At 73.8% G+C, this 19,922-nt stretch carries 19 protein-coding genes and 6 tRNA genes; 9 read left to right on the top strand and 16 right to left on the bottom strand.

Features of this window, described 5'->3' with window-relative positions; translation table 11 throughout:
- Positions 1-86 precede the first annotated feature (86 nt).
- Positions 87-158: transfer RNA gene (locus tag AB0A94_RS37590), tRNA-Val, on the bottom strand.
- Positions 159-237: 79 nt separating this feature from the next.
- Entirely contained in the window at positions 238-696 is a 459-nt protein-coding gene (locus AB0A94_RS37585) for a TIGR02611 family protein (protein WP_361751384.1), read from the bottom strand.
- A 191-nt stretch (positions 697-887) separates the two neighbouring features.
- On the opposite strand from AB0A94_RS37585, the gene AB0A94_RS37580 reads away from it, so the two are divergent.
- On the top strand, positions 888-1,301 hold the full coding sequence (locus tag AB0A94_RS37580; RefSeq protein WP_004002642.1) for an SsgA family sporulation/cell division regulator: 414 nt from the start codon (positions 888-890) through the stop codon (positions 1,299-1,301).
- A gap of 310 nt (positions 1,302-1,611) precedes the next feature.
- Complete coding sequence (locus tag AB0A94_RS37575; RefSeq protein ID WP_361751382.1) at positions 1,612-2,172, top strand: CGNR zinc finger domain-containing protein; 561 nt, start codon at positions 1,612-1,614, stop codon at positions 2,170-2,172.
- 92 nt (positions 2,173-2,264) lie between these two features.
- Here AB0A94_RS37575 and AB0A94_RS37570 read toward each other — a convergent pair whose 3' ends face one another.
- Together AB0A94_RS37570 and AB0A94_RS37565 are read right to left on the bottom strand one after the other, a co-directional pair.
- Positions 2,265-2,438 (bottom strand): hypothetical protein, encoded by a 174-nt coding sequence (locus tag AB0A94_RS37570; protein WP_217130043.1) that lies wholly within the window; start codon positions 2,436-2,438, stop codon positions 2,265-2,267.
- Between the two features lie 153 nt (positions 2,439-2,591).
- Complete coding sequence (locus tag AB0A94_RS37565) at positions 2,592-3,029, bottom strand: hypothetical protein (RefSeq protein ID WP_361751381.1); 438 nt, start codon at positions 3,027-3,029, stop codon at positions 2,592-2,594.
- Positions 3,030-3,288: 259 nt separating this feature from the next.
- Between AB0A94_RS37565 and AB0A94_RS37560 the strand changes: the two genes are divergently transcribed.
- Positions 3,289-3,813, top strand: coding sequence for a DsbA family protein (locus AB0A94_RS37560; protein ID WP_361751380.1), 525 nt, complete (start codon positions 3,289-3,291; stop codon positions 3,811-3,813).
- A 28-nt stretch (positions 3,814-3,841) separates the two neighbouring features.
- Here the strand turns inward: AB0A94_RS37560 and AB0A94_RS37555 are convergent, their stop codons facing one another.
- From AB0A94_RS37555 to AB0A94_RS37545, 3 genes are read right to left on the bottom strand one after another with little or no spacing between them, the layout of a single operon-like run.
- Positions 3,842-4,666, bottom strand: a complete 825-nt coding sequence (locus tag AB0A94_RS37555) for a GNAT family N-acetyltransferase (RefSeq protein ID WP_361751379.1) — start codon at positions 4,664-4,666, stop codon at positions 3,842-3,844.
- 52 nt (positions 4,667-4,718) lie between these two features.
- Positions 4,719-5,540 carry an aminodeoxychorismate lyase gene (locus tag AB0A94_RS37550; protein WP_361751377.1) on the bottom strand — a complete coding sequence of 274 codons (822 nt, stop codon included), beginning with the start codon at positions 5,538-5,540 and terminating at the stop codon, positions 4,719-4,721.
- Positions 5,537-6,589: a chorismate-binding protein gene (locus AB0A94_RS37545; RefSeq protein ID WP_361751375.1), complete on the bottom strand. Its 1,053-nt coding sequence runs from the start codon at positions 6,587-6,589 to the stop codon at positions 5,537-5,539. Before AB0A94_RS37545 ends, AB0A94_RS37550 begins: the two co-directional genes overlap by 4 nt.
- A 154-nt stretch (positions 6,590-6,743) precedes the next feature.
- On the opposite strand from AB0A94_RS37545, the gene AB0A94_RS37540 reads away from it, so the two are divergent.
- The 5 genes from AB0A94_RS37540 (at position 6,744) to AB0A94_RS37520 (ending at position 7,220) form a co-directional block, all read left to right on the top strand.
- Positions 6,744-6,816: transfer RNA gene (locus tag AB0A94_RS37540), tRNA-Gly, on the top strand.
- Between the two features lie 37 nt (positions 6,817-6,853).
- Positions 6,854-6,927 (top strand) — tRNA-Cys (locus AB0A94_RS37535).
- 1 nt (position 6,928) lies between these two features.
- Positions 6,929-7,000 (top strand) — tRNA-Val (locus tag AB0A94_RS37530).
- 34 nt (positions 7,001-7,034) lie between these two features.
- Positions 7,035-7,106 (top strand) — tRNA-Val (locus AB0A94_RS37525).
- Between the two features lie 42 nt (positions 7,107-7,148).
- A tRNA-Val gene (locus tag AB0A94_RS37520) sits at positions 7,149-7,220 on the top strand.
- Positions 7,221-7,270: 50 nt separating this feature from the next.
- Here AB0A94_RS37520 and AB0A94_RS37515 read toward each other — a convergent pair.
- The 4 genes from AB0A94_RS37515 to AB0A94_RS37500 form a co-directional block, all read right to left on the bottom strand.
- Complete coding sequence (locus AB0A94_RS37515; RefSeq protein ID WP_361751373.1) at positions 7,271-7,564, bottom strand: zf-TFIIB domain-containing protein; 294 nt, start codon at positions 7,562-7,564, stop codon at positions 7,271-7,273.
- A 101-nt stretch (positions 7,565-7,665) separates the two neighbouring features.
- Positions 7,666-8,592: a phosphotransferase gene (locus AB0A94_RS37510; RefSeq protein WP_361751371.1), complete on the bottom strand. Its 927-nt coding sequence runs from the start codon at positions 8,590-8,592 to the stop codon at positions 7,666-7,668.
- Positions 8,593-9,019: 427 nt separating this feature from the next.
- A complete protein-coding gene (locus AB0A94_RS37505; RefSeq protein ID WP_030867596.1) occupies positions 9,020-9,199 on the bottom strand; it encodes a hypothetical protein in 180 nt (59 codons plus the stop codon).
- A gap of 197 nt (positions 9,200-9,396) precedes the next feature.
- On the bottom strand, positions 9,397-9,672 hold the full coding sequence (locus tag AB0A94_RS37500; protein WP_030221752.1) for a hypothetical protein: 276 nt from the start codon (positions 9,670-9,672) through the stop codon (positions 9,397-9,399).
- Positions 9,673-9,867: 195 nt separating this feature from the next.
- Here AB0A94_RS37500 and AB0A94_RS37495 point away from each other — a divergent pair, with 195 nt between their 5' ends.
- Entirely contained in the window at positions 9,868-11,160 is a 1,293-nt protein-coding gene (locus tag AB0A94_RS37495) for a serine/threonine-protein kinase (protein WP_361751368.1), read from the top strand.
- 28 nt (positions 11,161-11,188) lie between these two features.
- Here the strand turns inward: AB0A94_RS37495 and AB0A94_RS37490 are convergent, their stop codons facing one another.
- The 5 genes from AB0A94_RS37490 to AB0A94_RS37470 form a co-directional block, all read right to left on the bottom strand.
- Positions 11,189-12,007 carry an RNA methyltransferase gene (locus tag AB0A94_RS37490; RefSeq protein WP_361751366.1) on the bottom strand — a complete coding sequence of 273 codons (819 nt, stop codon included), beginning with the start codon at positions 12,005-12,007 and terminating at the stop codon, positions 11,189-11,191.
- A gap of 1 nt (position 12,008) precedes the next feature.
- Positions 12,009-13,241: a uroporphyrinogen-III C-methyltransferase gene (cobA, locus tag AB0A94_RS37485; protein WP_361751364.1), complete on the bottom strand. Its 1,233-nt coding sequence runs from the start codon at positions 13,239-13,241 to the stop codon at positions 12,009-12,011.
- 232 nt (positions 13,242-13,473) lie between these two features.
- Positions 13,474-17,400 (bottom strand): nicotinate-nucleotide--dimethylbenzimidazole phosphoribosyltransferase, encoded by a 3,927-nt coding sequence (gene cobT / locus AB0A94_RS37480; protein ID WP_361751362.1) that lies wholly within the window; start codon positions 17,398-17,400, stop codon positions 13,474-13,476.
- A 369-nt stretch (positions 17,401-17,769) separates the two neighbouring features.
- Positions 17,770-18,981: a precorrin-6y C5,15-methyltransferase (decarboxylating) subunit CbiE gene (cbiE, locus tag AB0A94_RS37475; protein ID WP_361751360.1), complete on the bottom strand. Its 1,212-nt coding sequence runs from the start codon at positions 18,979-18,981 to the stop codon at positions 17,770-17,772.
- A 115-nt stretch (positions 18,982-19,096) separates the two neighbouring features.
- On the bottom strand, positions 19,097-19,735 hold the full coding sequence (locus tag AB0A94_RS37470) for a GNAT family N-acetyltransferase (RefSeq protein ID WP_361751358.1): 639 nt from the start codon (positions 19,733-19,735) through the stop codon (positions 19,097-19,099).
- Positions 19,736-19,922: the final 187 nt, after the last annotated feature.

The following is a 19,922-nucleotide window of genomic DNA, read 5'->3' as shown; positions in this document are numbered from 1 at the left end:
TCGCGCCGTGTCCGTCCCGGTGGGCGGCGAGGGAGAAGTTGCCCTTCTTGCCCACCACTGGTGAGCCGGGCCGCCTGATGATCCGGTGGGCGATACTGGGTTCGAACCAGTGACCTCTTCGGTGTGAACGAAGCGCTCTCCCACTGAGCTAATCGCCCGGACGCAGGAAGAACATTACCCCATGTCAGGGGGTGCCCGTGACCGGCGGGGAGCGGTGCGCCCGCTCCCCGCCGCGCGTCACTGGTCCTCGATCTTCCAGGGCAGCACGAGGCCGAACTTCCACAGGTAGGCCCCGGCCAGACCGGCCGCGATCACCACGCCGACCGAGGTCAGGATGATGTTCCGGCGCCGGACCTTGGGGTCCAGGGCCCGCTGGGCCGCCTCGGTGACCTTGCGCTTGGTCCAGCGCAGCACCAGCTGGGCCCAGACGAACTCGGTCGCCCAGATCGCCATACCGCCGAAGATCACGACCCAGCCCGGGCCGGGCAGCACCAGCATCGCGGCACCGGCCGCCACGACCGCGAGGCCGACTATGAAGACGCCGACCTGCCAGCTCAGGTGCAGCGCGCGGCGCGCCTTGACGAACTCCGGTGCGCGCGATCCGAGCCCTCGCTCTTCACGGCTCTCGCTCTCGTCCACCGTCACCCCGTGGGCCGCCACCGCGGCCTCGCCAGACATGCCACTCCCCGTGTTCATACAGCCAAACACTACCCGAGCGAAACACATCACCGGAATGGGCGCAGGGCGCGAACGATCTTTCGGCCGGAAGAGTTACGTAAACCCACGCAAAACACTCAGAGGGGTTTACAACGGCACCGTAGGTGGCATGTCGATTTGGCCGACGTGCGAATCCCCGAGCGCACACTGAGCGAAAGGCCCTGGCGCTTATGAACACCACGGTCAGCTGCGAGCTGCACCTGCGCCTCGTTGTGTCGAGCGAGTCCTCCCTGCCTGTCCCCGCAGGCCTGCGGTACGACACGGCCGACCCCTACGCCGTGCACGCCACCTTCCACACCGGAGCCGAGGAAACCGTCGAGTGGGTGTTCGCCCGCGACCTCCTCGCCGAGGGACTTCACCGCCCCACGGGCACCGGCGACGTCCGTGTCTGGCCGTCGCGCAGTCACGGTCAGGGCGTCGTCTGCATCGCCCTGAGCTCGCCGGAGGGGGAGGCCCTGCTCGAGGCCCCGGCAAGGGCCCTGGAGTCCTTCCTGAAGCGCACCGACGCCGCCGTGCCGCCCGGTACGGAGCACCGGCACTTCGATCTCGACCAGGAGCTCTCACACATCCTGGCGGAAAGCTAGGCGAGGCTCACGAAGCCGCCCGGCGCCGTCGACTCGGGGAGACGGCTCGGGCCCGGACAGCCGCATACGGGCAGCCGCATACGGCTCACACACGACGGCGCCGACACCGCGGGGTTCCGCGGGCGGCGCCGTTGTGCTGCGCGCACGCCGGACCGGTGCCGGCCGGACGGGTGATCGGGAACGACGGCCGAGGTCCGCGCGTTGCATTCGAAGCCATGTGCGGAGCGGGGAGGTACGGGGCGCGCCGGAGCCACTACCATCGGCCAGCATCGGCGGGCGCCCGCCCGACCCCCAGGCCAGGGAGCGAACTGTGCTGATCACCCACGACACCCGGTGCGCACTCGACACCGTGGTGGATCTGGTGAACTCCGCGCCGGAGGACGACACGACACCGGAGGGGCTGCCGGACGTCGCGGCCCTCGGGGAGTTCGTGCGGCAGCACAAGGTCAGCGAGGTCGGGGTGCTCACGGAGTTCGACCTGGCCGCGGTGCGCAAGATCCGCGGCCGGTTCGCGGCGGTCTTCGCCGCTCCGGACGCCCGCGCGGCCGCCACGCTGATCAACGAGCTGATCGCGGCCGCGGGCACCACACCCCGGCTCACCGACCACGACGGCTACGACTGGCACGTGCACTACTTCGCGCCCGGCGCCTCCGTGGCCGACCACCTGGCCGCCGACTGCGGGATGGCGCTGGCGTTCTTCGTGGTCGCCGGGGAGCAGGAGCGGCTGCGCCGCTGTGAGGCCCCGGACTGCCGGCACGCCTTCGTCGATCTCTCCCGCAACCGCTCGCGCCGCTACTGCGACAGCCGCACCTGCGGCAACCGTCTGCACGTGGCCGCCTACCGGGCACGGCGCAAGGAGGCGGCGGGCTGACCTCCCGGGGCCGCCCCGCGGCCGGCGGAGCAGCCGTCCGATGCCGTGCCGACGCGGTCCCGACGGGTGACGCCGGGTACCGCGGGTACGGCTCACAGCCACAGCAGGTCGTGCAGGGCAGCCGTGAGCAGCAGACACCCGATCACCGCCAGGAAGATCATCAGCGGTGGCTGGGAAAGGGCGAAGAGGCATCCACGCGGCTCGTCCTGCTGCGGCGCGGCATCGCTCTGTGTCGTGTCCAGCATCTCGCGGTGATGATGACGCATCGGGAGCACCCGACGCGATCAACACTCACGGAGTGCGTGCGAGTTCGCCGATTCCGCGATCTACGGTTCGGGTTGTGATCGCTTCCGGGCGCTCCGGGACGCCCTGTGACGTTTCTGCCGGTCGCACGCGCGTTCACCCGCGGCGCGCCACCGTCATATGCCGTGCTTCTTGAGGATGGCCTCGATGTCGCTGAAGTCGTCCTCGCCCCGGGATGCGGGAGCGGGACGGGCCGCCGGGCGGGCTCCCTGGCCCAGGGAGGGCGCGGAGGCGCCGGGTGCCACCGCCTCGGGCCGTGCCGCGGCCCGCGCGGCCTTGCGCTCCTTACGGGTGCCGCCGCGCCGGCGCTCCACGGTGCGGGTGGTCGCGAACAGCACCCAGGACAGGCCGAGCACTCCGAAGCCGGCCCATGCCGTCGGGCTGAAGGCGGTGTCGGCCAGCCAGTCGACGACGCCGGTCATCACCAGGCCGAGGGGCACGAGCGAGTAGGCGGCGATGCGGGCGGCCGTGAGGAAGCGTTTGCGGTAGGCCGCGACCACCGCGATGCCCAGGCCTGCCGCGGAGACGGCGGAGCAGACGGTCTCGGCAATCATCCGGTCCTCCAGGCAGGTGGGGCGCTGCGGCGCTTCGTCCCTTCCATCCTGCACCTGCGGGGCCCCGCCGGGCCATGGTCCGGCCGGACATCAGGGACATCTCCGGGTCGGCACTCCTCCGCAGGTCCCGGTGCGCACCCCGCCTCGGCCTTCGGCCCCGGACGGGCCGGAAGGCGGGCCCCGGCCTCGGGCCCGGGCCCGCTCCGGAGCGTCCTGCCTCCGATTGGGTGGCGGGCGGCCCGGCTGGGAGACTGTGGCCATGAACGACTCCTCCTCCGCCCGTCCCGCCGCCCCCGTCCTCGACGTCTGGTGCGAGCTGCAGTGTCCGGACTGCCGCACCGCCCTCGACGACCTCCGTGCCCTGCGGGCCCGCTACGGCGACCGCCTGGAGCTGCGGCTGCGGCACTTCCCGCTGGAGAAGCACAAGCACTCCTTCGCCGCCGCCCAGGCCGCCGAGGAGGCGCTGGAGCAGGGGCGGGGATGGCCGTACGTCGAGGCCGTGCTGGGACGGGTCGAGGAGCTGGACCGCCGGGGAGAGGACTTCCTCGTCGAGGTCGCCCGGGAACTCGGTCTGGACGCCGAGGAGTTCGACACCGCGCTGATCGACGGACGGCACATCCTGATCGTGGACGCGGACCAGGCCGAGGGCAAGGCGATCGGGGTGACGGGCACCCCGACGTACGTCATCGGCGGTGAGCGCCTCGACGGCGGCAAGAGCCAGGAGGGCCTGCGCGAGCGCGTCGAGGAGATCGCGGACCGGCTGCTGGCCGGGCAGGAGGGCTGAGCCCGGGCCCCGCGGGCCCCGCCCGCCGTCACAGGAGCGGCTTGTACATCGAGTACTGCGTCGTGCCGTAGCCGAGTGAGTCGTAGAGCCGCTCCGCCGGGGTGTTCCCGGCGAACACGTTGAGGCCCACGACCCGGTTGCCCGCGGCGACCGCCTGGGCCTCGGCGAGCAGCATGAGCGTACGTCCGTGTCCCCGGCCGCGGTGGGCGGCGTCGGCCTCGACGTCGAAGACGTAGGCCCGCTCCCCGCGCACCGACAGCCACAGGGTGCCCACGGGGGTGCCCTCGTGTTCGAGGACGCTGAAGAGCATGTCCTCGGTGGCGCGGCCGTCGGGCAGCAGCGCGGCGTGGTCGTTCGCCGCCTTGGCCCGCGCCTCGGCCTCCGGCACCCCGCGCCGGATCCAGTCCCCCGCGTAGTTCTCCCGGCCCCTGGCCGACCAGGGGCCGAACTCGTCCTCGGTCATGGGCCGGGCCACGCTGCCCTCCGGAAGCACGGGCGGGGTGTCCGCGAGGGCCTTCTCCATGGTCCGGTTGCGCACGACGTAGCCGAGCGCCGTGGCGAGCCCGAGGGCGGCCCGGGCGTCGGCGGGGACCGTCGCCTCGATACGGCGGCACCCCCAGCCGCGCGCCACCTCCTCCGCGGCGAGCGCGGCCACCGTGCCCCGGCCGCGCCGGCGGTCCGGCTCCTCGATGCGCAGGTTCGTGATCCGGGCCACGGCATCGCCGAAGACGGGATGCGTGCCGAGATGGACCGTCCCGACGGGACGGCTGTTCACGCACACCTGGTAGCGGCGCGAGCGCGTGCCGTCGGGATTCTGCTGAAGCGGCTCGACCGGCCGCAGGGTGGTGGTCATCAACGGTGTTCTACCCGGTGCCGCGCCCGGGATCAGCCGAATTCCGGGTCCGTCACGGATCGAGGTCGGCCCCGGAGCGCTCGTCGAAGATCCGCATGGCCTTGGCGGTCACCGGGCCGGGGGCACCGGGCAGTTCGCGGCCGTCGACGCGGTGCACGGCCTGGACGTCGCGCAGGGTGGAGGTGAGGAAGATCTCCTCGGCCCGTTCCAGCACGTCCAGCGGCAGGTCGGTCTCCTTGGCGCCGGTCCACTCGACGACGAGGGCCCGGGTGATGCCGGCGAGGCAGCCGGAGGCGAGGGGCGGGGTGTGGAGCTCGCCGTCGAGGACGACGAAGACGTTCGACCCGGTGCCCTCGCAGAGCTGTCCCACGGTGTTGCCGAACAGCGCCTCGGACGCGCCCCGCTCGCGGGCCCGGGCGAGGGCGACGACGTTCTCGGCGTACGAGGTGGTCTTCAGGCCGGTGAGCGCGCCGCGTTCGTTGCGGGTCCAGGGGACGGTGATCACCGCGGTGGAGTCGGGGCGGCGGGTGGTCGCACCGAGCGCGACCACGAGGGTCGGACCGTGCTCGCCGCGGTCGGAGCCGAGCGGGCCGTGGCCGCCGGTGTAGGTGAGGCGCAGCCGGCCGAGCGGCATCGGGTTGGCCTCGAGGACGGCGGCGCAGGCGCGGCGGACCTCGTCGAGGTCGGGGTCGGGCAGTCCGAGCCCGCGGGCCGAGCGGGTCAGCCGGTCGAGGTGCCGGGTGAGCGCGAACGGACGGCCGTCCACGGCCTTCACCGTCTCGAAGATTCCGTCGCCCACGGTCAGTCCGTGGTCGAAGACGGAGACGCGGGCGGACTCGGTGTCCTGCAGCCCGCCGTCGAGCCAGATCTTCACCTCTGGGTCCCTTCACTCATCTCGTACGTTCCCGACGCTACCGCGAGCAGCCGGGAGGCCTTCAGCTCGGTCTCCCGCCACTCCCCCTCGGGGTCGGAGCCCCAGGTGATCCCGGCGCCGGTGCCGAACCGCAGGACGGCGTCACCGCCCGTGGTCCGGTCGATCCAGAAGGTGCGGATGCCCACCGCGAGCACGCCGGTGCCGCGGTCGGCGTCGACCCAGCCGATGCCGCCGCAGTACGGACCGCGGGGCGCCGTCTCCAGCGCGTCGATGATCCGCAGCGCGCTGGACTTGGGCGCGCCGGTGACGGAGCCGGGCGGGAAGGCGGCACCGAGCAGCTCGGGCCATCCCGCGCCGCCTCGCAGCTCGCCCCGCACGGTCGACACGAGGTGGACGAGTCCCGGATGCTTCTCGACGGCGCACAGGTCGGGCACGGTCACCGTGCCGGTGTCGCAGACCCGTCCGATGTCGTTGCGGACCAGGTCGACGATCATCACGTTCTCGGCGTAGTCCTTCTCCAGCAGGTCGGCCTCGGTGCGCCCGGTGCCCTTGATCGGCCCGGACTCGACGACCCGGCCCTCCCGCCGCAGGAACAGTTCGGGTGACGCGGTGGCGATCTCCACCCCGCGGCCGGGCAGGCGAATCGTTCCTGCATACGGTGCCGGGTTGCCCCGGGCGAGCAGGGCGGTGAGGGCGTCCACGTCGGCGCCGGACGGTACGGGCGCGGACAGGACACGGCAGAGGTTCGCCTGGTAGACCTCGCCGGCGGCTATGTGGTCGCGGATACGGCGTACGGCCATCGTGTACGCGTCACGGTCGAGCGAGGACGTCCAGTCGCCGGCCGCCGGCCCCCGCCAGGCCCCCGGCACGGGGGCGGGAACCGGCTGCTCCCGGACCTCCCGGAAGCGGGCGCAGGTCAGCCGGCCCTCGAAGTCGGCGGCGACGGCCCAGAACCCCGTGGAATCCAGGGCGGCGGGGTCGTCGGTGACGTCGAGGAGACCGGTGGCGACGCGGTCGCCGAAGCGGGCGAGAGGGGGCAGGTCCAGCACACGACGAGTCTATGGCGGGCACGGTTCCGGTGACCTGGGCATGTCCGTGAGCAGGCGCAGCGCAGCACGCTGCACAAACGGGTTTTTGTACTGGCCCCGGAATCCGCTAGAGTTCAGTTCGTCGCCGGGACGCGCAAGCCGACCGAAACGACAGGCGGACGTAGCTCAGTTGGTAGAGCGCAACCTTGCCAAGGTTGAGGTCGCGAGTTCGAGCCTCGTCGTCCGCTCGAAGGAAGAGGGGGCTTCCCGGCCCCCTACACTCCTGGTGGAGTGGCCGAGAGGCGAGGCAACGGCCTGCAAAGCCGTCTACACGGGTTCAAATCCCGTCTCCACCTCCAAGGACGATTAGCTCAGCGGGAGAGCGCTTCCCTGACACGGAAGAGGTCACTGGTTCAATCCCAGTATCGTCCACTGGATCTTCGGATCCCGGATCCCCGGATCCCCCGCGCGATTAGCTCAGCGGGAGAGCGCTTCCCTGACACGGAAGAGGTCACTGGTTCAATCCCAGTATCGCGCACGCAGTACACACGACCACTCCGCGGAGTGGTCGTGTTCCCGAGGACGATTAGCTCAGCGGGAGAGCGCTTCCCTGACACGGAAGAGGTCACTGGTTCAATCCCAGTATCGTCCACACCGCCCGAAGCCCCCGGTCCTCCGACCGGGGGCTTCGTCGTGCGTCCGTCAGCTGGAGAAGAGCATGTGCCCGAAGCTCTTGTGGCGGTGGTGACCGTGGTGGCCGTGACCGGCGTGCGGGGCGCCCCAGGCGGGAGCCGGGGCGACCGGGGCGGCCGGGTATGCCTGCGGGGCGGCGGGCGGAGGCGGCGGCGCGGGCTGCGACCACTGGCTCTCCAGCCGGGTCAGCGACTCCAGCTCGCCGTAGTCGAGGAAGATGCCTCGGCACCCGCTGCACTGCTCGATCTGGACACCGTTGCGGTTGTAGGTGTGCATCGGGGCACGGCACTTCGGACACTGCATGATCGGTTCAACTCCTCGCCGGTCGTTCCTGCTTCGCGTATCGCCAGGACAGACTCTGTCCGGCTGCGGGTCGGTTGCACCCTACGTCGCGGAACTTCGGCTCAGCCCGACGGGGTGACGGGGCGGACCGAGCCCATGCGCGCGCAGGCGTCGACCAGCGACTGTTCCACCTCGTCCAGGGGTCGGCCGGCCACGACGGCCTTGGTGACGGCGCGGGCGGCGGTCTGGGCCGTGAGGGCGCGGGCCGGGACGTCCAGCGCGGTCCAGGGGTCGCCGCCGGACGGCACGGCCGGGCCGCCGGCCGCGCGGTAGGCGGTCAGGAAGCGGTGCCACTCGTCGGGAACGAGCAGTCCGCAGGCGTACCAGGCCGCCGGACGGGCCAGGTCCCACGCCGGTACACCCGTGCCGAGGTCGTCGACGTCGATGAGCAGCCAGGGGCCGTCGGGAGCGGGATGGCGTACGAGCTGTCCGAGGTGGAGGTCGCCGTGGCAGAGGGTGGCGGTGTCCAACATGGGGGCCTCGCCGCGGGCCCAGGGCGGGAGGGCGGCCCAGGCCTGCAGGACGGGAGCGGTGGCGGGGTGGTGGGGGGCGGTGGTGTGGAGGAGTGCGAGGGCGTGTGCGGCCTTGGCGGGGCCGCGCATGGGGGGTACGGCGGTGGGGGCGGGGGTCCGGTGGAGGCGGGCGAGGAGGGCGGCCGCGGCTTCCCAGGGGGCGGCGTCCGGGGCGTCCGGGTCCACGGGAGTGCCGTACGGCCAGTGGGTGACGAGTCGTCCGTGCAGTGCGGCGGGGGTCGGGGTGAGTGGGGGGAGGAGGATGCCGGGGAGCCGGGTGGCCACGGTGAGACGGAGGGTCAGCTCGGCGGGGTCGGCGTCGGGGGCGTGGGCCTTGGCGACGGTGCCGGCGTGCCGTACGACGGTGGCGTCCTCGCGGGCGGCGAGGGTGGCGGTGGTACAGCGGCAGGTGCGGGGGCTCGCGTGGGCCGATGCCGTGACGTGGGCTGTCAGGGCGGGGAGGAGGTCCGTGGTCACGGGGTGAGGGTACGGGGCGGTTGCCGGGGCGGCGTGGGCCCGTGCGTGCGGGTGCCCCGGCGGTGGGGTGGGTCGGGGGGTGTTCGCGCGGCCCGGCGCTTGCGGGGTGCTCCGCGTCGGTGTGAGCCGGGCGGTGTTCGCGCAACCCGGCGCTTGCGGGGTGCCGTCGCGCCCACCCGTGCCGCCCTGGGGGCACCTCCCAGGCCTTTGAGGCACTGGGGGAGGCACGACTGCCCGCGGAAACGGCGGCAGGCGGCTGCCCTCGGATGGCGGTGGCGGCAGGCGGGGCAAGAAACGCGGGCAGAGCAATGCCGGCGCAGCTCCCCAGCTGCGCCGGCATTTTGCCGTCCGCCGCACCCCCGTCCCCACGGGGTTTCATGGGTGGATGTCCCCGCCCGGACCGCTCTTCCGGGCCTGGGGTCGCTGTTCAGCGCCCCAGCATCTCGCCCACGGACGACGCCTGTGTGGCCACCGTCTCCCACCCGTCGAAGACGAGGAGGAGCAGGACCGCCAGAGGAAGGGCCATCAGCGTCGCCACCAGCGGATGACGACGCCCCTCGCCGCGTTCCCGCGTGCGGATCAGCGTCCGCGGTGCCGTGTACGCCATGGTCCCTCTCCTGGCCGTTTCTGTTGTCGTTGGCAGCGGCGGGCGTCTGACCTCGGGGGACGAGTGCTGCACCCGCCGCTTGACCTCAAATCTAGGCGCCGGACCCTCCCCCGGCGTCATGCCCTCGTACCGATTGCCGGGCCTCCCGGAGGATGAGCCCCTCCCCCCGGTGTACTCCCCTGGGTGGAGACGGGGTGCTACGCCTCAGGGACATCCCCGAAGGGCCGCCCGCTCTGCCCCGCTTTCTCCGAGCCGTCCTCCCGCGGCACCGGCTGCTCCACCAGCGCGAGCACCCGGTTCGCCATGAACCGGGCCGTCCGCACCACGGCCCCGGTTCGGGTGACTTCGCTCACTTCCACCACACCCCGCCGCACCGCCGTCTCCACCCGGCGCCCGGCCCTGCTCGCCACCACCTCGTACGTACGCGTCGTGTCCCCCGCATCCACGACGATCTCCACACGGTCACCCTTCACGCGATCAATCCCCCTTCGCCGTCGGGTGGTTGGGACCACCGGCCGCGCGAACCAGGCTTGCCCGCGCGCTCCCTGACCACTCTTCAAGTCTCCCACCCACCACTGACAATCCACCGCCCCGAGAGGGCGCGGCCTCTGCGCGCGGGCGGCCGTGGAAACGTAAGCTGTGGCACGTCACAGGACCGGGCAGCGGGGATGAACATGGCGATGATGCGCCTGAGGCGCGAGGACCCGCGCGTCGTCGGCTCTTTCAGGCTCCACCGACGACTCGGCGCGGGCGGGATGGGCGTGGTCTACCTGGGCTCCGACAAGAAGGGGCAGCGGGTCGCGCTGAAGGTCATCCGGCCCGACCTGGCCGAGGACCAGGAGTTCCGCTCACGGTTCGCGCGCGAGGTGTCGGCGGCCCGCCGCATCCGCGGCGGCTGCACGGCCCGGCTGGTGGCCGCGGACCTCGACGCGGACCGTCCCTGGTTCGCCACGCAGTACGTGCCGGGGCCCTCGCTGCACGACAAGGTCGCCGACGAGGGACCGCTCGGCGCGGCCGACGTCGCCGCCGTCGGCGCGGCCCTCTCCGAGGGGCTGGTCGCCGTGCACGAGGCCGGTGTGGTGCACCGGGACCTCAAGCCGTCCAACATCCTGCTGTCCCCGAAGGGGCCGCGGATCATCGACTTCGGCATCGCGTGGGCGACCGGCGCGTCGACGCTCACGCACGTCGGCACGGCGGTCGGCTCGCCCGGTTTCCTCGCCCCGGAGCAGGTGCGCGGCGCGGCCGTCACCCCGGCCACGGACGTGTTCTCGCTCGGCGCCACGCTCGCGTACGCGTCGATGGGCGACTCGCCCTTCGGGCACGGCAGTTCCGAGGTGATGCTGTACCGCGTGGTGCACGAGGAGGCCCAGCTGCGCGGCGTCCCGGACGCCCTGGCCCCCCTCGTCCGCGCGTGTCTGGCGAAGAACCCCGAGGAGCGGCCCAGCACGCTCCAGCTGTCGCTGCGGCTCAAGGAGATCGCCGCGCGGGAGGCCCAGGGCCTCGCCGACGTGCGTCCGCCGGCCCCACGCGACGCCGAGACGGAGCGGCCGACCGGACGCCTCGCGGACACCTACCCGGAGCGGGCGCAGCGCCGGCAGGGCGGTCAGGGAACCCCGCCGCCGCGCAGACGCGGTCCCGCGCCCAGGAACAGCGGCTCGTCCCCCGGACGGAACAGCCGGAGCGTGCCCCCTTCGCGGAGTGGCTCCTCGCGCGACGGCTCCCCGCACAGCTCCCCGCGCGGAGGCACTCCGTCACGGTCCGGTCCGCGCCCCACGCCGGCGTCCCGCAACACCACCCGGTCCGGCACCGGTGCCCGTCGTCCGGGACCCCGGACGACGGGCACCGGCCTGCGGCCGGCCAATCCGCGCCTGCTCAGGCAGCGGCTGTTCGTGTTCGTCGTCGTGACGCTGGTGGTGGCGCTGGGTATCGCGCTGGTGCAGGGCTGCCAGGGCCCCGGCTAGGAACCCGGCGGCAACGGCATCCGGGCCGCTACTCCCCTGGGCGCCCCGTGGCCACCGCGTAGAAGGCGACCGCCGCGGCGGCTCCCACGTTGAGGGAGTCGACGCCGTGCGACATCGGGATGCGGACCCGTTCGTCGGCGGCGGCCAGGGCCCGGCCGGACAGACCGGACCCTTCCGCGCCCAGCATCAGGGCCACCCGGTCCATGCGGTGCGGTGCCACCTCGTCCAGGGCCCGGGCCCGCTCGTCGGGGGTGAGGGCGAGCAGCCTGAACCCGGCCTCGCGCACCGCCCCCAGTTGCCCGGGCCAGGTGTCCAGCCGGGCGTACGGCACGGAGAAGACCGCGCCCATGGAGACCTTGACGCTGCGGCGGTAGAGGGGGTCGGCGCAGTCCGGGGAGAGCAGGACGGCGTCCATGCCGAGGGCCGCCGCGGAGCGGAAGATCGCGCCGATGTTGGTGTGGTCGTTGACCGACTCCATGACGACGACGCGGTGGGCGGTCCGGAGCACGTCGGCCGCCGCGGGCAGCGGTGTGCGCTGCATGGAGGCGAGCGCGCCGCGGTGCACGTGGTAGCCGGTGACCTGTTCGGCGAGCGCGGGGTCGACGACGTACACCGGGGCGGTGGCCCGGTCGATGACGTCGCGCATGGTGTCGACCCACTTCGCGGACAGCAGCATCGACCGCATCGCGTAGCCCGCTTCCCCGGCGCGCCTGATGACCTTCTCGCCCTCGGCGATGAACAGGCCCTCGGCGGGTTCGCGGCGGCGGCGCAGTTCCACGTCGGTCAGGCCGGTGTAGTCGTGCAGCCGCGGGTCGGCGGGGTCGTCGACGGTGATGAGTCCGGCCATGTCACGCCGTCCCGCGCGGGCCCACGGCGACGACCTCGCCGATGACGATGACGGCCGGCGGCCTGACCTCCTGGGCGGCGACCGTCTCGGCGACCGTGGCGAGGGTGGCGTCGACCCGGCGCTGGGCGGCCGTGGTGCCCTCCTGGACGAGGGCGACCGGGGTGTCGGGGGACTTGCCGTGCGCCACCAGGGTCTCGGCGATCCGGCCGATCTTGTCGACGCCCATGAGGACGACGAGGGTGCCGGTCAGCTTCGCCAGGGACGGCCAGTCGACCAGGGAGCGCTCGTCGTCGGGGGCGACATGACCGCTGACCACGGTGAACTCGTGGGCCACACCGCGGTGGGTGACGGGGATGCCGGCCACGCCCGGGACCGAGATGGAGCTGGAGATGCCGGGGACGACGGTGCAGGGGATGCCCGCTTCGGCGAGCGCCTGGAGTTCCTCCATGCCGCGGCCGAAGACGTACGGGTCTCCGCCCTTGAGCCGGACCACCGCCTTGCCCTGTCTGGCGTGTTCGATCAGCGCGTTGTTGATGGCCTCCTGGGCCATGAAACGGCCGTAGGGGATCTTCGCCGCGTCGATCACCTCGACGTGCGGCGGGAGTTCGGCGAGCAGGTCGCGCGGGCCGAGCCGGTCGGCGATGACGACGTCGGCCTCGGCGAGCAGGCGGCGGCCGCGCACGGTGATCAGGTCCGGGTCGCCGGGGCCGCCGCCGACGAGGGCGACGCCCGGGGTGCGGGTGCGGTGGTGCGGGGCGACCAGGGTGCCGTCGCGCAGGCCCTCGACCACGGCGTCGCGGACGGCCGCGGTGCGGCGGGGGTCGCGGCCGCGCGCCTCCGTCGTGAGGACGGCCACCGTGACGCCCTCGCTGGAGCCCGTGGCCGGGGTCCACGCCGTCGCCGCGTCGGCGTCGTCCGAGCGGACGCACCACACGCGGTGCGCTTCCGCCTCGGCGGAGGCACGGGTGTTCGCCTCGGTGTCGCTGGTGGCGATGAGGGCGTACCAGGCGGTCTCGAGGTCGCCTTCGGCGTAGGGGCGCCGGTGCCAGGTGATCTCGCCGGCGTCCGCCATGGCCTCCACGGAGGGGGTGGCCTCGGGGGACACGAGGTGGATGTCGGCGCCGGCGGCGATCAGGGCGGGGAGGCGGCGCTGGGCGACCTGGCCACCGCCGAGGACGACCACGCGGCGGCCGGTGAGGCGGAGGCCTACGGGGTAGGCGGGGTGTTCGGCCATCAGGTGAGGCTCCTCGGACAAGCGGTGGGTCAGCGGGCACGCTGCGGCTTCGGAGCGGGCCTGACGTGGGGATTTTAAGCGCGCGTCCGGTGGGGGCCGGGATGGGTGGGGTGATTTCCCCAGCCCGCCCCTTCCCGGAACCGGGGGCGCCGCCCCCGGCCCCCGCACGTGCGGGTGGGCTGCTGTGCCCACCCGTTCCGCCCCGCGGAACGACTGCCCACAGCAGCCCAGGCTACTTTTCGGTCACCCCTGCCGAATCGAAGGTCGCCACCTCGTGCATGGCCCGCGCGGTGCTCTGGACCAGAGGGAGGGCCAGGAGGGCGCCCGTGCCTTCGCCGAGGCGGAGGTCGAGGTCGACCAGGGGGCGCAGGCCCAGTTTGTTGAGGGCGGCGACGTGACCGGGCTCGGCGCTGCGGTGGCCCGCGATGCAGGCGGCCAGGACCTCGGGGGCGATGGCCCGGGCCACCAGGGCGGCGGCACCGGCGCTGACGCCGTCCAGGATCACCGGCGTACGCAGCGACGCGCCGCCGAGGAGCAGGCCCACCATGGCGGCGTGCTCGAAGCCGCCGACGGCGGCCAGGACGCCGACGGGGTCGGCCGGGTCCGGCTGGTGGAGCTCCAGGGCGCGGCGGACGACCTCGGTCTTGCGGGCGAGGGTCTCGTCGTTGATGCCGGTGCCGCGGCCGGTGACCTCGGCCGGGTCGGCACCGGTGAAGACGGAGATGAGGGCGGCGGACGCGGTGGTGTTCGCGATGCCCATCTCGCCGGTGAGGAGGGCCTTGTTGCCGGCCGCGACCAGGTCGCGGGCGGTCTCGATGCCGACCTCGATGGCCTTCTTGGCCTCCTCGCGGGTCATCGCGGGCCCGGTGGTCATGTCGGACGTGCCGGCGCGGATCTTGCGCGGCAGCAGACCGGGGGTGGCCGGGAGGTCGGAGGAGACGCCCACGTCGACGACGCAGACCTCCGCGCCGACCTGGGTGGCGAAGGCGTTGCAGACCGCTCCCCCGCCGAGGAAGTTGGCCACCATCTGGGCGGTGACCTCCTGCGGCCAGGGGGTGACGCCCTGGGCGTGCACACCGTGGTCCCCGGCGAAGATCGCGACGGCCGCGGGCTCCGGGATGGGCGGCGGGCACTGGCGGGACAGGCCGGACAGCTGGGCGGAGATGATCTCCAGCATGCCGAGCGCCCCGGCCGGCTTGGTCATGCGCTTCTGGCGCTCCCACGCCTCGCCGAGGGCCTTGGCGTCCAGCGGACGGATCTGTGCGACGGTTTCGGCGAGCAGGTCGTGGGGGTCCTCTCCGGGCAGGGCACGACGGCCGTACGTCTCCTCGTGCACGACCCAGGACAGCGGGCGGCGCTTGGACCAGCCGGCCTGCATCAGCTCGGGCTCGTCCGGGAACTCGTCGACGTAGCCCACGCACAGGTAGGCGACGACCTCGAGGTGTTCGGGGAGCCCCAGCGCACGCACCATCTCGCGCTCGTCGAAGAAGCTGACCCAGCCGACGCCGAGGCCCTCGGCGCGGGCGGCGAGCCAGAGGTTCTCCACCGCGAGCGCGGAGGAGTACGGCGCCATCTGCGGCTGGGTGTGCCGGCCGAGGGTGTGGCGGCCGCCACGGGTGGGGTCGGCGGTGACGACGATGTTCACCGGGGTGTCGAGGATGGCCTCGATCTTCAGTTCCTTGAACTGCTTCGCCCGGCCCTTGGGCAGCGACTTGGCGTAGGCGTCGCGCTGGCGCACGGCCAGTTCGTGCATGCTGCGCCGGGTCTCGGCGGAGCGGATGACGACGAAGTCCCAGGGCTGCGAGTGGCCGACGGAGGGCGCGGTGTGGGCGGCCTCCAGGACGCGGAGCAGCACCTCGTGCGGGATGGGGTCGCTGCGGAAGCCGTTGCGGATGTCCCGGCGTTCGCGCATGACCTTCAGTACGGCCTCGCGCTCGGCGTCGTCGTAGCCGGGGGCGGCCGGACCGGTGGGCCGCGCGGTTTCCGTGTCCACGCCGGCGCCCTGCGTGTCGAGGTCCTCGGGGCTCTGCGCGGGTTCGGCGTCCGCCTCGCGGGGTTCCCCGGTGGGGACGGCCACGCCCTGGGGCGGGGTCGGCGCGAGGTGCGGGGCGGCGGGCACGGTGCCGTCCACGGGGACGGGCTCCCCCACGGGCCGGCCCGGCTCGGGCTCCGGGGGGACGGCGCCGGTCAGGGGGGTGGCGGAAGTCTGCTGGGGGCCCTGGACCGGGGCCGCGCCGGACCCGGCCGCGCCCGTGCCCGTGCCGGGGACGGGAACGGCGTCGGCCGCCTCGTCGGCGGCACGGGGTGTCTCCGGGCCGACGGCGGCCGGGACCTCGGACGTGAGGGTCTCCGGACCGACGGCGGCCGGGACCTCGGACGTGGGGGTCTCCGGACCGACGGCGGCCGGGACCTCGGACGTGGGGGTTCCCGGACCGACGGCGGCCGGGACCTCGGACGTGGGGGTCTCCGGGAGGGCTTCGTCGCCCGGCGTCCCGGAAGCGGGTGCGGCGGCCTCGGCCGCGGTGCCGTCCGCTTCCGCGGCGGGAGTCCCGGGGAGTACGGCGGTGTCGGCGCCCGGCGCGGGGACGTCCGGGGAAGCCTCGGACGTCGGGACGTGCTCCGGGGCGAGAGCCTCCGCACCTGGCACCGGAACGGCCTGGGCGGCCTCGGGCCCTTCGACGGCCCCCGCGCCGATCGCCTCGGTGGTCTGCGGCGGGGCGGGTTCGGCACCCGGTACCCCGCCGGTCCCGGAGAACTCGGCCGCCTCGGTGGCCTGTGCCACGGCAGCGCCCGGCACCTGGACGGCCCGGGCCGCCTCGGCCTCCTGCGCGAACTCCGGCGCGACGGCCTCCGGTCCGGGCGACCCGGCCTGCGGAACCTCCGCCTCCTGGACCTGGTCCGGAGCGTCGGCCACCGCACCCGGTGCCTGAGCGTCCTGTGGCGCCTCCGCCGCCCGGGGCTGCGCCGGTACGGCGGCCTCCGCGCCCGCCGCCTCGTCGGCCTGCGGTGCTGCGGGGCCGAGTCCCGGTACCTGAGCGCCGTGGGAGGCATCCGTCCCCGGGACGTCCTCGGAAACGGCGGCCCGCGGTGCCTCGGCGGCCTGAGCGGGGTCCGGCACGACGGCCGGGGCGGCGGGCACGGCGACCGGTGCCTGCTCTGTCTGCGGTGCCTCGGCCGCCAGGGCGTGCTGCGGTGCCGCGGGCTCGGCGGACGGCGCTTCGGCGGCCGGGGACGCCTCCGGCTCCTGGGCGTGCTCCGGTGCCGCGGGCTCGGCGGACGGTGTGAGCCCGGGTGCGGGTGCCTGGGCCGCCTCGGCGGTCCGCGGCGCCTCGGCCGCCTGCGCGGGACCGGCGGCGGACGTGCCGGGCAGGCCGTGATCCGGGCCCGGGACGGGCCCCGGTTCCCCACCCCCGGCCGAAACGCCCGCCGCGGCCTCGACGCCGCCCGCGGCGGCACCGGGCCCGGTTTCCCCGGCCTCGGCCTCACCGGCACCGGCGACCGCGACACCCTCGGTGTCCTGCGCGGCGACCGCGACAGCGGTGCCCGGCGTGTCCTGTCGTACCGCCCCCGCCTCCGTGGTGACGCGGGCCACGACCGCCTGGGCCGCGTCCATCGGCTCCGGAACCGGAACAACCGTTTCCCCGGCCACCGCCCCCGCACCCACCGTGGGCTGCGCGCCCCAGGGCGCAGCGGCCTGCGGTACCGCCGCCTCGCGCGCGTGCGGAACGTCGAGGTACTCGGGGCCGAGGGACGGCGGACCGGCCTGGCGGACCGGCACGTCGGCGGGGCCGCGGTCGGCGAGGGAGCGCACCGGGCCGGCGTTGACGTCGGGGATGGGCGGGCCGAGGTGCAGCGGGCGGCGCGGCGCCTGCTGCGGCGGCTCGGGGAGCCGGACGCCGCCGAGGTCGACCGAGCCGCTGTCGCGGCCGGCCATCTCGTGCGGGCCCGGCTGGTGCACGGTCTCGACGACCGGTTCGGGCGCGGGCGGGGCGATCTCGTTGCCCCACGCGCTCTGCGCGCCGGGCAGCAACAGGTCTTCGTCCTCGGCGGGACTGTCGGAGAGGTAGGCGTACGCGTCGGGCGCGGGGACGCCCGGCTGCTCCACCATGCCTGCGTTCTCCGGCAGTCCCTCGCCCGGGACCTGGCCGGTGTCGGTCATGCGTACCCCTCGCCCATCGGTTAGTGCTCCTACGACCAGCTCACCCGGAACGGCGCACCGACCGCCCCACTCTGAAGAACGAGCGTGCGTCCCCAGCGGCACGAACGGCCCGTCCGAAAAAGGCGACAAAGCCCTTCACCGTCATTGTCGCGGCCGTACGGCCGTCGCGTCAGCTTGATCGGCGACGGTTCCGCTGTGGACTGCGCCACGTTGCGCGTCCTCCGGTTCCTGCCGTACCACGACCCACCCCAAAAGGGGCGCGCTTTCCGGACATTGACCGACGAAACATCGGGTGTCCGGGTGCGGTACAACGATCGGCCAGCCTACCCCGCACGGTCGGACAATCCGATCACGGGGACGGTGATCGGGTCAGTCGCCGCGCGCGGGCAGCACCCCACTGAGCAGGAACGCGACGCTCCGTTCCTTCTCCGTCCAGGCCCTCGTGTCGAGTTCGACGGACTGCAGCAGGGCGCACTCCACCTGATAGCCGTGCTCCGCCAGGTTCCGGCCGATGAGTTCGGCCCCGTCGCGGGTGGCGGCGTGCGTGACGATGCGCTGCGGACGGCGGTCGGCGACCGCGGAGACGACGTCCGCTCCCCCGCCGCCGACCCTGACGACGTCCGGCTCGGGGAGGTTCTCCAGGACGTGCGGGGCGGTGCCGTGCACGATCTGGAGCTGGACCCCGTACCGGCGGGCGGTGGACTCGGTGCGGGCGCAGGCGCGCGGGTCGCTGTCGACGGCGATGACGGCGGCGCCCGCGCGGGCCGCCTCGGTGGCGAAGGCGCCGCTCGCGCAGCCGATGTCCCAGACGAGGTCGCCGACCCGCGGCCCGAGCCGGGCGAGCTGGGAGACGCGCAGCGGTTCCCGCTCGCCCTCGCCGAGGTCGCCGCCGTACTCCTCGGCGGGCAGCGACCAGCCGCGGGGCCCGGCGGAGGGGTCGCGTCCGGCGAGCCAGCCGCCGGACTCACCGGCGCCGGCCCGGCCGCCGACGACGATGACGACATTGGGGTCGCGCCAGGTGTGGTCGGCGGCCTTGTCGGAGGTGACCACGCTGACCTGCTCGCGCCCGGTGCCGAGTTCCTCGCAGATGACGAAGGTGCGGTGGACGCCCTCCATGAGCAGACCCAGTTCGGCGGGACCGGCACCGGGTGAGGTGAGAACCGCCACCTTGGTGTGGGCTCGGCATACGTTCACCGCGCGGCGCAGGGTGCGCGGATGCGCGACGACCACCTGGGCGTCGTCCCAGGGCATGCCGGCACGGGCGAAGGCCGCGGCGACGGAGGAGACGCCGGGGACGACCTCGACCTCGAGACCGAACTCGGGTGCGCGCAGGGTCCGTACGACGCCGAAGAAGCCGGGGTCGCCGTCGGCGAGGACGACCGCGGTGCCGCGGTGGGCGGCGATGCGGCGGGCGGCGAGGGCGACGGAGCCGAGCCGGATGCGCTCGGCTCCGGGGGGCACCTCGGGGAGTGCCAGGTGGTGGGCGGCGCCGGCCACCAGCGTGGCGGCGCCCAGCGCGGCGCGGGCCGCTGCGGTCAGCGGCGAACCGTCCCAGCCGATCACCGTGACCCGGTCGGCCATCGTCGTCAGTCTCCTGGGGTTTGCGCAGGTCGTCGTCGGCTGTCCCGCCACGGGCGGGTTCCGTGAGACTACCCGGTGCGGCCGGGGACCGTGCCGCCGGTGCCTCGTGCGAAGGTCAGTTCCAGTCCGGGTACGGGGTGAATCCGCCGGTGTCGGCCAGGTGTCCGTCCGCGCCCTCGATGTCCTCGGGCAGCAGGCTCCACACGATGAAGTCGGTGCGTACGTCGCTCCAGCCGCCGTCCTCGGTGCGGACGTGGGCTATGCAGGCGCCCCGCAGCACGCCCTCGCTGATGCAGCCGATCTTCTGGGCGACCTGCTGCGCGGCGGTGTTGTCGGCGGCGGTGCGCAGTTCGACGCGCTCGAACTTCTGGTCGCCGAAGAGCCACTGCGCGGTGGCCAGCGCGGCCTCGGAGGCATAGCCCTCGCCGCGCGCCCAGGGGGCGACGATGTAGGACATCTCGGTGGACCGTACGTGCCAGTTGGCCTTGGTGAGCCGGATGAGGCCGACCAGGCGCTGGGTGAGGAACTCGGTGACGGCGAGGTCGAGCCCGTCGCCGGCCGCGCGTTCGGCGGGGGCGCACTCGGTGATCCAGGTGCGGGCGGCCTCTTCGGTGAAGGGCCGGGGGACGTCGGTCCAGGCGGCGACCTGCTCGTCGTTCAGCATCTCGGCGAGGGCGGGGACGTCGTCCGTGTCGAGGGGACGCAGCACCAACCGCTCCGTGCTGATGGAGATGTTGGGGAAGGTGCTCGTCATGCGCCGCTCCGTAACCTGAGAGACCGTCGGGTGCTGCTGAACTGCCCAGCATGCAGCATGAAAGCACTGGACCGCACCACGGGGTCCGCTCCGCGTGCGCGGAGCGGGACGAACAGCCGCCGAGCGAGCGGGAGACGGCGATGTCCCGCCTGCTGGACTTCTACCTGGCGACGGCGGCGGGGGTGTA

Source organism: Streptomyces sp. NPDC044984 (assembly GCF_040646935.1).
In the GTDB taxonomy this organism is placed as follows: domain Bacteria; phylum Actinomycetota; class Actinomycetes; order Streptomycetales; family Streptomycetaceae; genus Streptomyces.
The sequence above is the reverse complement of the archived record's forward strand: the minus strand, read 5'-3'. Positions and strand labels throughout refer to the sequence as shown.